Source organism: Pseudomonas sp. S49 (genome assembly GCF_009866785.1).
In the GTDB taxonomy this organism is placed as follows: Bacteria; Pseudomonadota; Gammaproteobacteria; order Pseudomonadales; family Pseudomonadaceae; genus Aquipseudomonas.
In genome coordinates this window covers 198,524-213,778 of the sequence record NZ_CP019432.1, presented here as the reverse complement: position 1 = coordinate 213,778, position 15,255 = coordinate 198,524, and the positions used below count along the sequence as shown (strand labels likewise).

General features: G+C 56.4%; 12 protein-coding genes. 5 read left to right on the top strand and 7 right to left on the bottom strand.

The features are described 5' to 3' along the window. Positions 1–87 precede the first annotated feature (87 nt). Genes PspS49_RS00895 through PspS49_RS00880 form a run of 4 tightly spaced genes read left to right on the top strand, consistent with a single transcriptional unit; the run spans position 88 to position 7,264 of the window. Complete coding sequence (locus PspS49_RS00895) at positions 88–3,096, top strand: type I restriction endonuclease subunit R (RefSeq protein ID WP_160037748.1); 3,009 nt, start codon at positions 88–90, stop codon at positions 3,094–3,096. Next, positions 3,086–4,408 carry a restriction endonuclease subunit S gene (locus PspS49_RS00890; RefSeq protein WP_238786313.1) on the top strand — a complete coding sequence of 441 codons (1,323 nt, stop codon included), beginning with the start codon at positions 3,086–3,088 and terminating at the stop codon, positions 4,406–4,408. Before PspS49_RS00895 ends, PspS49_RS00890 begins: the two co-directional genes overlap by 11 nt. After that, a complete protein-coding gene (locus tag PspS49_RS00885; RefSeq protein ID WP_160037746.1) occupies positions 4,405–5,628 on the top strand; it encodes an anticodon nuclease in 1,224 nt (407 codons plus the stop codon). The genes PspS49_RS00890 and PspS49_RS00885 overlap by 4 nt, the downstream gene beginning before the upstream one ends. Positions 5,629–5,641: 13 nt before the next feature. Then, positions 5,642–7,264, top strand: coding sequence for a type I restriction-modification system subunit M (locus PspS49_RS00880; RefSeq protein WP_160037744.1), 1,623 nt, complete (start codon positions 5,642–5,644; stop codon positions 7,262–7,264). A 523-nt stretch (positions 7,265–7,787) separates the two neighbouring features. Here PspS49_RS00880 and PspS49_RS00875 read toward each other — a convergent pair. From PspS49_RS00875 to PspS49_RS00855, 5 genes are all read right to left on the bottom strand, one after another. Then, positions 7,788–8,060, bottom strand: coding sequence for a hypothetical protein (locus PspS49_RS00875; RefSeq protein ID WP_174245036.1), 273 nt, complete (start codon positions 8,058–8,060; stop codon positions 7,788–7,790). A 20-nt stretch (positions 8,061–8,080) separates the two neighbouring features. After that, a complete protein-coding gene (locus tag PspS49_RS00870) occupies positions 8,081–8,677 on the bottom strand; it encodes a hypothetical protein (protein ID WP_160037740.1) in 597 nt (198 codons plus the stop codon). Further along, complete coding sequence (locus PspS49_RS00865) at positions 8,674–9,285, bottom strand: RNA polymerase sigma factor (RefSeq protein ID WP_160037738.1); 612 nt, start codon at positions 9,283–9,285, stop codon at positions 8,674–8,676. Before PspS49_RS00865 ends, PspS49_RS00870 begins: the two co-directional genes overlap by 4 nt. Further along, the gene (locus PspS49_RS00860) at positions 9,286–10,965 is read right to left on the bottom strand and encodes a VWA domain-containing protein (RefSeq protein ID WP_160037736.1); all 1,680 of its coding nucleotides are present in this window, start codon (positions 10,963–10,965) and stop codon (positions 9,286–9,288) included. An 87-nt stretch (positions 10,966–11,052) separates the two neighbouring features. Continuing rightward, a complete protein-coding gene (locus tag PspS49_RS00855) occupies positions 11,053–11,613 on the bottom strand; it encodes a YbhB/YbcL family Raf kinase inhibitor-like protein (protein WP_127925385.1) in 561 nt (186 codons plus the stop codon). A gap of 139 nt (positions 11,614–11,752) precedes the next feature. Here PspS49_RS00855 and PspS49_RS00850 point away from each other — a divergent pair, with 139 nt between their 5' ends. Next, positions 11,753–13,276 carry an FAD-dependent oxidoreductase gene (locus PspS49_RS00850; protein ID WP_160037734.1) on the top strand — a complete coding sequence of 508 codons (1,524 nt, stop codon included), beginning with the start codon at positions 11,753–11,755 and terminating at the stop codon, positions 13,274–13,276. Positions 13,277–13,371: 95 nt separating this feature from the next. Here the strand turns inward: PspS49_RS00850 and pgaD are convergent, their stop codons facing one another. Then, positions 13,372–13,902, bottom strand: a complete 531-nt coding sequence (gene pgaD / locus PspS49_RS00845; RefSeq protein WP_160037732.1) for a poly-beta-1,6-N-acetyl-D-glucosamine biosynthesis protein PgaD — start codon at positions 13,900–13,902, stop codon at positions 13,372–13,374. After that, the gene (gene pgaC, locus PspS49_RS00840; protein ID WP_160037730.1) at positions 13,899–15,254 is read right to left on the bottom strand and encodes a poly-beta-1,6-N-acetyl-D-glucosamine synthase; all 1,356 of its coding nucleotides are present in this window, start codon (positions 15,252–15,254) and stop codon (positions 13,899–13,901) included. Before pgaC ends, pgaD begins: the two co-directional genes overlap by 4 nt. Between the last annotated feature and the right edge of the window lies 1 nt (position 15,255).

Sequence of the window (15,255 nt, the reverse complement as noted above, 5' to 3'; positions counted from 1 at the left end):
GACTACAACCCTGCCCTTTCTCGCCAACACGTGGCCACTCAGTGCAGCCATGTTTACTACGGGCCATACGATCGCAGAGCATCCTCAATGAGTGAGAAAAAAATCGAGCAGGGCTTTATCGACAAGCTAGTTGAGCTCAAGTACACCTACCGTGATGACATCACCGACCGCGCCTCGCTAGAGCGCAATTTTCGCGAGAAGTTCGAGGCACTCAACCGCGTCAATCTGACCGATGGTGAATTCGCCCGCCTGCTTGACGAGATCGTTACCCCTGATGTGTTCACAGCAGCCCGTATCCTACGCGAGCGTAATGCCTTCACCCGCGAAGATGGCACCCCGCTGAACTACACGCTGGTCAATATCAAAGACTGGTGCAAGAACAGCTTCGAGGTGGTCAACCAGCTCCGTATCAACACCGATAATAGCCATCACCGATTCGATGCGCTAATCCTCATCAACGGTGTGCCGTGCGTTCAAGTTGAGCTGAAAACTCTGGGGGTCAATCCGCGCCGCGCCATGGAGCAAATCGTCGAATACAAGAACGATCCCGGTAACGGCTACAGCAAAACCCTGCTGTGCTTCCTGCAAATGTTTATAGTCAGCAACCGCGACAACACTTACTATTTCGCTAATAACAACACCCGACACTTCTCGTTCAACGCCGATGAGCGCTTCCTGCCCATCTATCAGTTCGCCGACGAGGCGAACAAAAAGATCACCGACCTCGACCACTTCGCCGAGACCTTCCTCGCTAAATGCACGCTTGGCCAGACTATCAGTCGCTATATGGTGCTGATCGCCAGCGAGCAGAAGCTCATGATGATGCGCCCGTATCAGGTCTATGCGGTGAAAGCCATTGTCGAGTGCATAGAGCAAAACTGCGGCAACGGTTATATCTGGCACACCACCGGCAGCGGCAAAACCCTCACGTCCTTTAAGGCCTCCACATTGCTCAAGGACAACTCCGAGATCGAGAAATGTCTGTTCGTGGTCGACCGTAAAGACCTCGACCGCCAGACTCGTGAGGAATTCAACAAGTTCCAGGAAGGCTGCGTCGAGGAAAACACCGACACTGCCTCCTTGGTACGCCGACTGCTGTCCGAGGACTATGCCAACAAAGTCATCGTCACCACCATCCAAAAACTTGGCCTCGCCCTGGATGAAAGCAGCAAGCGCAACAAACAGCGCAAACGCAACGACCAGCCCACCTACAAAGAGCTGCTGGCCCCCCTGCGCGAAAAACGCATGGTGTTTATCTTCGATGAATGTCACCGCTCCCAGTTCGGCGAAAACCACAAATCCATCAAGGAGTTCTTCCCCAAGGCCCAGCTCTTTGGTTTTACCGGCACCCCCATCTTCGAAGAGAACGCCACACGGGTAAAAGTGGAAGGCGAGCAAGCGTCTTACCAAACCACCGATGAGCTGTTCGAGAAGCAGCTCCACGCTTACACCATCACCCACGCGATTGAAGACACCAACGTACTGCGCTTTCATATCGACTACTTCAAGCCAGAGGGCAAGAAAACGCCCAAGCCAGGGGAAGCCTTGGCCAAGCGCGCCGTGGTCGAGGCTATTCTCACCAAACACGACATGGCCACCGCCCAACGCCGTTTCAATGCCATTCTGGCTACGGCAAGCATCAATGACGCCATCGAATACCACGGCATGTTTGCCGACGTGCAACAAGCCAAACGCCTGGCCGACCCGGACTACCAGCCGCTGAATATCGCCTGCGTATTCTCGCCGCCTGCCGAAGGCAATGCCGACGTCAAACAGATTCAGGAAGATCTGCCACAAGAAAAGCAGGACAACGACGAAGACCCGGAAGGCAAGAAAGCTGCACTCAAAGCCATCCTGGCCGACTACAACGAATGCTACGGCAGCAACCACAGCATCGGCGAGTTCGACCTCTATTACCAAGACGTGCAAAAGCGTATCAAAGACCAGCAGTGGCCCAATACCGACTACCCCCATGCGCAGAAAATCGACATCACCATCGTGGTCGACATGCTGCTGACCGGCTTCGACTCCAAGCACCTGAACACCCTGTACGTGGACAAGAACCTCAAGTACCACGGCTTGATCCAGGCCTTCTCACGCACTAACCGTGTACTGAACAGCACCAAGCCCTACGGCAACATTCTGGATTTCCGCCAGCAGCAGGATGCAGTCGACACCGCCATAACCCGTTTCTCTGGCGAACAGACCGGCGAGCAGGCCCGCGAAATCTGGCTGGTGGACAAAGCCCCGGTGGTGATTGAAAAACTCCAGGCCGCCGTGCAAAAGCTGGACGACTTCATGCGCTCCCAAGGCCTGGCCTGTGCACCGGAAGACGTACACAACCTGAAAGGCGATGATGCCCGTGCTGCGTTCATCGGCCGCTTCAAAGAAGTACAGCGCCTGAAAACTCAGCTCGACCAATACACCGACCTCACCGCCGACAACGCCGCCACCATCGAACAGATTCTGCCCAAGGAAAGCCTACTGGGCTTTCGCGGTGCCTATCTGGAAACAGCCCAGCGGCTCAAGACCCTGCAGGAAAAGAACGAAAAGTCCAAAGTTGGCAACAGCGAAGCCGTGGATCAGCTCGACTTCGAGTTCGTGCTCTTCGCCTCTGCCGTTATCGATTACGACTACATCATGGGGCTGATGTCACGCTTCTCGCAGCAAGAGCCGAGCAAGCAGAAGATGAGCCGCGAACAATTGATCGGCCTGATCCAGGCCGATGCCAAGTTCATCAACGAGCGCGACGACATTGCCGCCTATATCGCCACCCTCAAGGCTGGCGAAGGCCTGAGCGAAAGCGCAATCCGGGAGGGCTACAGCAACTTTAAGCAACACAAGGATTCCGCCGAACTTGCAGCGATTGCCAGCAAACACCAGCTCGCCCAAGACGCCCTGCAAGAGTTTGTCGAGGGCATCCTTCAACGCAGGATCTTCGACGGCGAACGACTCAGCGACCTGATGGCCCCGCTTGATCTGGGTTGGAAAGCCCGTGCCCAGGCTGAACAGGCGCTGATGAAAGACCTGCACTCCCTTCTTAACAAACGCGCCCAAGGCCGCGAGATTTCAGGACTGAGCGCGTATGAGCAGTAAGCAAAAAGCAAGCGACGCGATGGAAGATAACAACCCAACATTGGTGTCGAAATTACGCTTTCCGGAGTTTCGGAAGGCGGAGGGGTGGAAATATATCTCTCTGAATCGCTTAGCGATTCGAGCTAAACAGAAGAATCGAGACGAAAAAATTAAACGCGCACTAACCAACTCTGCTGAGTTTGGCATAGTGGATCAGCGAGATTTTTTTGATAAGGACATCGCCATTCAAGGAAAACTTGAGGGCTATATTGTTGTTGAGCGCGGGAGCTACGTATATAACCCACGCATATCTTCAATCGCGCCTGTAGGCCCCATATCAAAAAACAAAATCGGCATAGGCGTAATGTCGCCACTCTATATAGTTTTCAAATTCAAAGACGACAGGAATGAATTCTACGAACACTTTTTCAAAACTACTGGCTGGCACACTTACATGCGACAGGCATCTAGCACTGGTGCACGCCATGATAGAATGGCCATATCAAGCTCCGACTTTATGGCAATGCCTGTGCCTGTATCGTCACCCGATGAGCAACAAAAGATCGCCGACTGCATTAGTTCGCTAGACGAACTAATCGCTGCGCAAGCCAGCAAAGTGGATGCACTCAAAACCCATAAAAAAGGGCTGATGCAGCAGCTTTTCCCGCGCGAAGGCGAAACCCAACCTCGCCTCCGCTTCCCAGAATTCATGGGCTCTGGTGAGTGGGAGGAGAAATCTTTTTCAAATCTATGCAGCATCAAACACGGCTTCGCCTTCGATGGAACGTTTTTCACCAACGAAGGCGAGTATGTACTCCTCACGCCCGGTAACTTTTACGAAGAAGGCGGCTACCGAGACCGAGGCGAGAAACAAAAATACTACAGCGGCGAGATCCCCCGAGACTACATACTCAATTGTGGAGACTTGCTCCTAGCCATGACAGAGCAAGCTGCCGGTTTGCTTGGCAGCCCAATACTCGTTCCAGAGTCCGATAAATTTCTGCACAACCAGCGACTAGGTCTTGTTACGAAAAAGCCCGGGGTCGCATGGATGACCGAATTCTTCTTCCACGTTTTCAACACCCAACCGGTCCGGAAGGCGATTCATGCCAGCTCATCCGGCGCAAAGGTGCGACATACATCGCCGACAAAAATTGGCGAAGTTGTTTTCTCCTTTCCCAACTCGATGCTCGAACAACAACGCATCACCGGTTGCCTCAATACCCTTGACGACCTCATCGCCGCGCATATCCAAAAGCTAGAAGCCCTCAAAACGTACAAAAAAGGACTGATCCAACAGATTTTTCCGAGCATAGAGGTGGCTGAGGCATGAGCAACAAGCCAAAGATCAACAAGTATACCAATCATAATACGCTCGCAAGGAAGCTACGTGACGATCTAGGTGGCGCAGATCTCATTCTTGTATATGCCTACAACCGCACCGGTAAGACGCGGCTTTCGATGGAGTTCAAGAACATCGGAAAGCGTAAGACGAAAAAGAATCCGGATGGAATCGCAGATACCCTATACTTCAACGCCTATACTGAAGATCTGTTCACTTGGGACAATGATATTGAAAATGACACCGCTCGTGGCCTAGAAATAAACCAGTCATCGCGGTTCTTTGATGGATTCAAGAATGAGCCTCTAGAGCCGGCTATTCATGAATATTTGAAGCGCTACGCAGACTTTGACTTTGATTTCACGTTCCAAGAAGTGCAGCAGGGCAACGAATCTTTTTCCAGACCTGTGTTCGTAAGTTTCCGCAAAGGCGAGCAGTCGCACATCAAAGTTTCCCGCGGTGAGCAGAACATTTTTATTTGGTGCGTCTTCATGGCCATCTTTGAACAGCTTTTGAAATATCCCGACGCTTATCCGGCGGTGAAGCACGTCTATATCGACGACCCGATTTCATCACTGGACGATAATAATGCTATATCCGTCGCATGCGACCTCGCCAAACTTCTTCGTCGTGCAGCGAGCAGAGCAGGCCAGAGTGGCGCAGCGGCTCCAATGAAGATTGTCTTTTCCTCCCATCACGCCCTCTTTTTCAACGTGATGTGCAATGAGATTGGGCGAGCGAAGGAAGGGGAGCCGAAGGTGTCTCACAAACGTTACAACCTGCACCGTGTGAATGGTGAAGATACCTTTACCCTGCGGGCCACCGACGACACTCCGTTTTTCCACCACGTTGCGGCACTCGCAGAATTACAGGCGGCCGCCAATCCCGCCTCTGGCAGGCTCTTCACCTTCCACTTCAATGCGCTGCGCACCATCATGGAAAAAACGGCCTCATTCTTTGGTCATACCGATATTTCCTTCTGCCTTAAAGCACTCGCGAGCGAAGAAGATACTGCGCTCTACAACCGTGCCCTCCAATTGCTAAGCCATGGCAAGTACGCCATCCATGAGCCGACCGAAATGGGCGAGGACAATAAAAATCTGTTCCGCCTCATTCTCAATGACTTCATCAGTACATTTAAATTTGCCCTGCCTGACCTACCGGGTGCTAAACCAGCCGTAGCGGCGTCAGCACCATTCCCAGGCCCATAAGCGAATCCAGCATATGAATGACACCAATAGAAAACAACTTGGCCAAACCCTTTGGGCCATTGCCGACCAACTGCGCGGCGCTATGGATGCGGATGATTTTCGCGACTACATGCTGTCCTTCCTCTTCCTGCGCTACCTTTCGGACAACTACGAGATAGCGGCTAAGAAGGAACTTGGGAGAGACTATCCAGAACTAGCCACTGACGTTTTGCTAAAAACGGGGGCATCAACTCCTTTACAAGTCTGGTATGAGGAGAACAAATCGGATGTCTCCGCCTTCGAGAAACAGATGCGCCGCAAGGTGCATTACGTCATTGAGCCAGTACACCTGTGGAACAGCATCGCCAATTTGGCCCGCACTCAGGACAATGAACTGCTCGCCACGTTGCAAGCAGGCTTCAAATATATCGAGACAGAGTCTTTTGAGAGCACCTTCCAAGGCCTTTTCTCAGAAATCGATCTGGGTTCCCCTAAGCTGGGTAGAAACTACACGGAGCGCAACGCCAAGCTCTGTACCATCATCCAGAAAATCGCTGAGGGGCTGGCGGACTTCTCCACAGATATTGATGCACTGGGCGATGCTTATGAATACCTGATCGGCCAGTTTGCTGCTGGTTCGGGCAAGAAGGCGGGCGAGTTCTACACCCCACAACAGGTATCCGACATCCTTTCCGCCCTCGTCACCCTCGACAGCCAAGACCCAAAGACCGGCACCAAGAAACGCCTGGAAAGTGTGCTGGACTTCGCCTGCGGCTCCGGCTCGCTACTGCTTAACGTACGCAAGCGCATGGGCGCCCATGGCATCGGCAAGATTTACGGCCAGGAAAAGAACATCACCACCTATAACTTGGCCCGGATGAACATGCTGCTGCATGGGGTCAAAGACACCGAGTTTGAGATTTATCACGGCGACACCCTGAGCAACGACTGGGACATTCTGCGCGAGCTGAACCCGGCGAAAAAACCAGTGTTCGATGCTGTGGTCGCCAATCCACCCTTTAGTTACCGCTGGGACCCAAGCGAAGCCATGGCGGATGACGTGCGCTTCAAGAATCACGGCCTGGCGCCAAAATCGGCTGCGGACTTTGCCTTTCTGCTGCATGGCTTTCACTTTTTGAAAGACCAAGGCGTGATGGCCATTATCCTGCCCCATGGCGTGCTGTTCCGAGGCGGCGCCGAGGAGCGAATCCGCACCAAGCTTCTCAAGGACGGTCATATCGACACGGTAATCGGCCTCCCCTCGAACCTGTTCTACTCCACGGGTATTCCGGTGTGCATTCTGGTGCTGAAAAAGTGCAAACAACCGGATGACGTGTTGTTCATCAACGCGGCGGAACATTTCAACAAAGGCAAACGGCAAAACCAGCTGACCGAAGAGCACATAGCCAAGATTATCGAGACCTACCAGTTCCGCGAGGAAGAACCCCGGTATGCACGTAGGGTGGAAATGGAGGAGATCGAGAAAAATGGCTACAACCTGAATATTTCCCGCTACATCAGCACCGTCAGCATCGAGCAAGAGATTGAGTTAAAGGCTGTCAATGACGAGCTGGTCGCGCTGGAAGAGTCTATAAAGACGGCACGAGACAAACACAACGCGTTCCTGAAAGAGCTTGGACTGCCGCTGTTGGTGTAGGCCGCCAAGCCATATAGTCAGACCACACAGCACGGCAGGGACGCTTACGCTTCGTTATGCACGTAAAAATTACAGGTTTATCAGAACAGGCTCATCGTAGTGCGGCAACTCACTAGGGACGATCTGTAGGTCCTGAGCGACAATTTTTAACATTGTTGATAAGCGAAGCGGTGGTGCAGCGCCCCGTCCAACTTCTGGCCGCTCACTGCCCTTCACCACTCTGACTAAATCGGTCGATTAGGTGTGTGTGGTTACGTTTGGCTAACTGGTTGAAGTGCCACATTTTTGCCACACTCGCCCAGCTAACCGAGGCGAAAACCCGCTAACCCCAGCTAACTCAACTCATTGATTTTCCGGCTAATCCCCGCTAACGTACTGATTCCAAACGCCGACTTTTAGGACTCCGAAGGCAGGGGTCGTGGGTTCGAATCCCGCCTGGTGCACCATTGATTTAAACGAGAAAGCCCCGGACTGTGATGGTCCGGGGCTTTTTTGTGGGCGATGCAAAGAGACTGGGACGACGTCACTCCGTCGTCCAGTCAAACTCATCGTAATCCTCATCTTCGTCTTCTTCCTCCTCAACCTCCTCTTCGAAAACCTCGTCTTCATCAACGACATCCTCTTCCGGCTGATTCAGCAGAAATTCCTTACGTGCTTCAGTTATCGCGCGCCGCATCTCTTCGCCCTTCTCCGGGCAGTTGAGCAGTTGGGCGATGCGGTCAATTTTTGCTGCCACGTTGTCCTCCAGCGCATTGGCAATAGCCCGATAGTGCGCGTTTTTGCGGGGTAATGCCAAATGGCTGGGGGATCAGGCGGTCATTTTTTCTGCAACTGTTCGAGTCGGGCGTCGAGATCGGCGTTCGGGTAGCGTTTGTGCAGGTTGTTGAACAGGCTGTCGGCGGCTTGCAATTGGCCGGATTCACGCAGACGCAGGACTTCGCGCAGTTGTTCGTCGAGGCCGTTGGCCGGGGCAGCGGCGCGTTTGCTGAGTTTGGTTTCATCGACGCTGATCGCTTGATCTTGCATCGGCGCGGCCATTTCCATCATCGGCACAGGTGCCGGCAGGGCGCCGGCCGGGGCGGACAGTCGGTGCAGTTGCGCTGAGTCCGTTTCGGTCATGGGTACGGCAAGTTCGGGGGCTGGGGCGTAGTCGTACTGGCGCAGCGGTTCAGGGGCGCGCTGTACCAGCGACAACATCAATGCCACGCCGACGAGGCTGGCAAACGCGACTTGCCAGCGTGGTTTGCGGCAGATCTCCAGCCAGCGTTGCCACAAGGTTGATTTCGGCGCAGGGGTTTGACGATGCGCGGCGTTGAGGATGAACGCATCAAGGTGCGCTGGCGGTTCGGCATTGTGCTGTTCACGCACATGCTTGATTAGCGGATCTTCGGGTGTCTGGCGGGCGTCAGTCATGTCAGTACCTCCTCGGCCAGCAGCCGACGCAGTTTTTGCTGGGCGTAGCGCAAGCGGCTTTTGACGGTTTCCAGCGGTGTTTCGGTGAGGCTGGCGATTTGTGCCAGGTCGAGGTCGCCGTGGGCGCGCAGCAAGAACACTTCGCGCTGGTCGACGGGCAAGCTTTGCAGGGCGTTTTCCAGGCGCTGGCTGTCACGGCTGAGGCTGAGCAGTTGTTCGGGATCATTCGCTTCATCGCTGACGGCATGCGCTTGTTCGTCATAGCTGTCGTGTAGCGGTTGTCGGGCGCCGTGTTTACGCCAGTAATCGATCAAGCGATTGCGGGCGATCTGGAACAGCCATGTACGAAAGGTCGCCCGACCTTGTGGCCGACTGCTGCTGCGGATCAGGCTCAGCCAGGTCTCCTGAAATACTTCGTCGGCCTGTTCCGGTTTGCCGCTCAATCCGAGCAGAAACCGGTACAAGCCTTGGCGATGGCGCGCGTACAAGATCTCGAACGCCGCGCCGTCGCCCTCGCGATAACGCGCCAGCAGCGACTCATCGCTGCTGGCGGTTGAGCTGTCTGCCGAGGCAAACAGCTGACTGATGAAGCCTTTCAGACGACTCACTTATTCAATCCGTCGTTCAGTGGCCAGCGCGTTCGAAGCGATCGAGGTGCGCAGACTTTGCGCCAATTCGACCAATTGCACGAACTCGTTACGCAAACCGAAGCGATCATCGCCACGAGCACCACGGGCCAGTGTCTCCGTGTCTTTCAGGCTGAAGTCGCCGGTGTAACGGCCATCCTTGAGCTGCTGGGAAAACGCGGCAACAGCAGCAGCAAAACGCAGATCCTCGCTAGCCGGCGCGGTCTGATTGGCGATCGGCCGCTCGATCAGCAGACTTTTCTCACCTTCAGGCTGTTGATAACGCACACGCAGCATCGCCAATTCTCCGCTTTTCCCGGAAACAACCGGTTCCGACTTGCCGTAACGCAGCGGCTCCAGCCAGCCCTTTTCACCCGCCGGAACAATTTCGTACAGCGCGGTGACCGTGTGTCCTGCGCCGATTTCGCCGGCATCGACTTTGTCATTGCTGAAATCCTCACGCTTCAACGCACGGTTTTCGTAGCCGAGCAGGCGATATTCGCTGACCTGCGCCGGGTTGAATTCCACCTGCAGTTTGACGTTTTTTGCCACCACGGCGAGGGTCGAACTCAACTGATCCACCAACACTTTGCGCGCCTCGCGCAGATTATCGATATAGGCGTAGTTACCGTCGCCGGCGTCGGCCAGTTGCTCCATCAAGTGTTCATTGTAGTTATCCACACCAAAACCCAAGGTCGTCAGCGAAATCCCGCTTTTGCGTTTATCCACAGCCATTTGTTTGAGGCTATCGAAGTCGCTGACGCCGACATTGAAATCGCCATCGGTGGCCAGGAGGATGCGGTTGATGCCTTTGGGAATGAAGGCCTGCTGCGCCATTTGGTAGGCCAGTACGATACCGGAGGCACCAGCGGTCGAACCGCCCGCAGTCAATTGCTCAATGGCTGTACGAATTTTCGCTTTTTCACGTCCAGAAGTCGGCTCCAGCACCACTCTCGATTCGCCGGCATACACCACCAACGAAACGCGATCCTGATCGCGCAATTGATCGACCAGTAATTTCAGCGTGCTTTTGACCATCGGCAGGCCTTCGCGGCGATCCATCGAGCCGGACACATCGACCAGAAACACCAGATTGGCCGGGGCCAGTTCCGTCACGGCACGGTCGGACGCCTTGATGCCGATGCGCAACAAGCGAGTGTGCGGGTTCCACGGTGACGCAGCCAATTCTGTGGTCACGCCAAACGGCGAGCCGTCGCTGGGCAGCGCGTACTCGTAGGGGAAGTAATTGACCATTTCCTCCAGCCGCACCGCGCCTTCCGGCGGCAATCGGCCTTGATTGAGCAGGCGACGGACATTGGCATAAGCGCCCGTATCGACGTCAGCACTGAACGTTGAAACCGGGGTTTCGACGACGCTATGGATCGGGTTGTCGGCCAGCGCCTGATACTGCTCGCGCTGCGTATCGCGATAGCCCTGTGGATAACTTTCACTCAACGGCATCGGCGCACTGCCCGCATTGGGCATCCTGTACAGCGCGCGCTTGGCCATTGAGGTGTCAGCCATGACCGCCTCCTGCTGAACCAGCACCTCAGGCTGCGCCGGCGCTGGCACAGCGACGGAATCGGGTGTGGACGAAGCACCGCAACCGGCGAGCGCCAGTAGCACAGCAACCGCAACAGGACGCAAGAGAGGAAGTGACATGGGGGCTGACCTCGGGATGAAATTGATCATTCATCCACTGAGACGGGCAGCCCTTTCAGTTCGGGTTAAACGCCGCTAAAAATATTTTCAGCGGTGATAACGCCGCACCGCACTGCTGTTACGCAGCACGTGACCTTTGATTTTTTCCATCAGCTCGGCGCGGGTCAAACCGGCCGGCAAGGCATCCGGCGCCAGATCCAGCGCGTAGATCTGGATGATGTAGTGGTGCGCACTGTCGCCCACTGGCGGACACGGCCCCATGTAGTGGGTGTTGCCCTTGCTGTTGGTGCCGCCGACACCTTCGAATGCGGATTTAGCGCCGACGCCCGCTGCAATCTGCCGCGTGGTGGACTTGATGCCGTAGTGAATCCAGTGATCGACGCCCAGGCCTTTCTGGCCGTCCGGGTCGTGCATGACGATCGCGTAACTCTGGGTGCCGGCAGGACCTGCGTTCCAGCTCAGGGCCGGCGACTGGTTCTTGCCGCCACAACCGGCGGCATCGCTGGCCGCTGCCGAGGTAAACAGGCGGTTATCGGAAACACCCGGAATGCTCAGGGTGAAACGCTCCTGCGCCTGCGCTGGAAACTGCACGCAAAGGGTGACGGCAATGGCCGCCAGCCAGGGGTTGAGAGAGGTCAATCGGGTCATTCCGGGAGCACCTTGTGCAGTTGGGCCGTCGTCGGCCTGCAAACTATAGCTGTACCGTTCGTGCCGTGGCAGTGGCAAATGGCTGAACCTCGCCCTGCGGCGCAAACTCACAAGAGAAATGCCCGCGAGGAAGCCGATCATGTCCCTGCACCGTGTCGCCCGTATCGCCGATGTCCCTGAAGACCGTGGCCTGCAAGTTGAAATCGGCGAGTGCAAGATTGTGCTGCTGCGCGCCGGTGGGCAGTTACGCGCCTTTCAGGGCGAATGCCCACATGCCGGGGCGCCGCTGGCTGACGGCGCGTTGTGTCACGGACGGCTGATCTGCCCGTGGCACAAGGCGGCGTTTCGCGCAGAAGACGGCGCACTATGTGAGCCGCCAGCGCTCGACAGCCTCAAGCGGTATCCACTGGAGCTGCGCGGCGATGAGGTTTGGGTCGATGAACAACCGTTGCCCGATGCGCATACTCCTCCGGCGGATGATTCGCGTACGTTCGTGATTGTCGGCGCGGGCGCCGCTGGTACGGCATGTGCAGCGGCGCTGCGGGAAAAGGGTTTCGGTGGCCGCATCGTCATGATCGACCGCGAGACCGATGCCGGTTACGACCGCACGGTGCTGAGCAAATTTGTCCTCGCCGGGGAAATGCCACCCGAGGAAGCGCCGCCGCTGCGAGATGAAACTTTCTATAAAGAGCAGCGCATCGAGCGACTGGAAAAACAAATCACCTCTCTGGATGCTGCAAACCAGACGTTGCATCTGAACGACGGTCAGTCCCTGCGTTATGACGCGGCCGTGCTCGCCACCGGCGGTGAACCCAATCCATTGGAATTTCCCGGCGCCGACCTGCCGCAGGTCTTCGTCCTGCGTTCAAAAGCCCAGGCAGAGCAAATAATGAATGCCGCCAAACCCGAGCAACGCGCGGTGATCATCGGCGACAGTTTCATCGCTCTCGAATGCGCCTCGGCCCTGCGCCAGTATGGCCTCGACGTAACAGTGCTGGCTCGGCACGCAATTCCCTTCGCTGCGCAGTTCGGCGAAGCCGTGGGCAAGGCGATCCGCGCGCTGCACGAACAGAACGGGGTGAGATTCATCACCGAACACGAAGCCACCGAGATCATCGGCGACGACAAGGTAGAGGCCGTGCTGCTGGACAATGGCCTGCGGCTTTCTGCGGATCTGGTTCTGGCGGGGATCGGTGTGCACCCGGCCACCGAAGCTTTCGCGTCATTGCCGAGGGAAAAAGATCAGTCATTGCGCGTCGATGATGGCCTGCGTGTGAGCGAAAATCTGTGGGCCATCGGCGACATCGCCACGTTCCCGTTGAACGGCCAGTTACAACGCATCGAGCACTGGCGCCTGGCCCAGCAGCACGCACGTATCGCTGCCGCCAACATGCTCGGTGGCGACGAACGTTACCTCGACGTGCCGTTCTTCTGGACTTGGCATTTCGGCAAGAACTACGACTACCTCGGCCACGCCGAGCATTGGGATGAGGTGGAGTTTCTCGGCGAGCCTGAACATCCGCCATTTATTGGTCTGTTCGGTAGAAACGGTATGGTAGTTGCCGCCGTGGCTTGCGAGAAAGAAAGAGCGATGGCGTTACTCACCGAGCGCATGAAGCAACCGCTGCCGATGGAAGAGGCTTGGGAACTGATCCGCGATTAGCGGCCGATTGATCGTTCCCACGCTCCTGCGTGGGAATGCACGTCACTGGACGCGGAGCGTCCCAAGAGGCATTCCCACGCAGAGCGTGGGAACGATCAAAGCCGGGTAAGGGGTTCGCGATTATCGTCATCTTCGGCATGCAGAAAGATCACGCGCGGGTGCTCCAGCGGTGCCAGCGGCGGTGGCAATTCTTCCTTTTGCACCGGCCAGAAATGCGTCACCACGTGACTGATATCGCCTTCCTGATCGTTGTGAATGGTCATCACCCCGGGCGTGCGCAGTTTCTGAAAGCGGTCATCGCAGAGTTTGAAACTCTTGCTCAACCCTTCATCGTCGATCACCGGCGAAGGCAACCGGCGTTGCGCGAAACTGCGACTCTTGCGCTGTTGATAACGTGCCCAGGAAATCAGAATCACCGCGTTGACCAAGGCAATCCAAAGATAAATCTGCAGGGTGCCCAGCGCGTCGAACGCAGATTTATCGATCAGCGGGCCGCCCGCGTGAGTTTCGACCAGCGGCCACAAGCCACGGATCAGCAGAAACAGCAGCCCCACCCACGCCACCACGGTAAGCACCACATCGACCACGACCAGAAAAGGCCGCTGGCGAGTCCGGATGATTTTCATTTGATGACCTCCTCTTCGTCGTCACCAATCGGCTTGATACCCCGGTCGGGACTGACCCAACGCGCACGTTTCTGATGTTGGCCGAACAGCACTTTCGGGAAGCTGACCAGCGTGGTCAGCAGACTGACAAACCAGAACGCGATCGGGTACCACACCACCCAGAACATGGTCTTGCCCAACCCCGGCTCATAGCGTCGGTCGATGACGATGCTGACCGCGAACTGCACCAGGCAGACAAACGCCAGCAGCAGTCCGGTGAACGCCGGTGGCATCAGGTGATCCACCGCAATAGCCTCTGGCATGACCACGAACTTGCCCACGCCCCAGAAAATCACCGACAACAGGAAAGTAAACGCCCAACCGGTCGACAGGCAGTATTCAAACAGCAGCGGCCACAGGTAACGATGACGGTACTGCCAGATGCCGCGAATGTTCTTGAACAGCACTTCGGCGCCACCCTGGGCCCAGCGCAGACGCTGCTTCCACAGGCCGCCGAGGGTTTCCGGCATGAGGATCCAGCACAGCGCGCGCGGCTCGTAGAAGATGCTCCAGTGATCGAGTTGCAGCTTCCAGCTGATGTCGATGTCTTCGGTGATCATGTCCGGGCTCCAGTAGCCAACCCGGTTTAACGCCGTGCGGCGAAACGCGACGATCACCCCAGAGACCGTGAAGATCCGCCCGAACACCCGTTGCGTTCGTTTGATCAGACCGATAATCGACGAGAACTCGCCCACCTGAACCCGCCCGACCAGCGTCGAGCGCGTACGAATCCGTGGGTTGCCGGTCACCGCGCCAAGGCGTGCGTTATCCAGCATCGGCGCGACCAGATAGGCTGCCGTGTTCGGCGCCAGCAGCGCGTCACCGTCGATGCACACCAGATACTCACTGCGCGCCGCGATGGCGCCCATGCGCAATGCGACGGCTTTGCCCTGGTTTTCCGCCAGATGCAGCACGCGCAGACGAGGATCTTCCTTGGCCAGCGCGTCGAGCACTTCGGCAGTGTTGTCCTTGGAGCCGTCGTTGATCGCGATGACTTCGATGTTCGGGTAATGCTGGGCCAGCGCCGCGTGGATGGTGTCGGCGGCGTTGTCACCTTCGTTGTAGCAAGGGATCAGGATCGAGATCAGCGGCTCGCCTTCCAGTGGCGGCGGCAGGGTGTCGTCCTGCCACGGCCAGTGGCGCTCCCAGTGCAGCCAGAAATACAGGCCACCGGCGATCCACAACCCGGACATGAACAACGGGTAGAAGAACACGAAGTCCATCAAGAACTGCCCGGTCACCAGGAAGATCAGGCCCAGCGGCACGCCGAGGACGAGCGCCAGAACAAGCAGGGCTAACAGTCTATCCAGCATG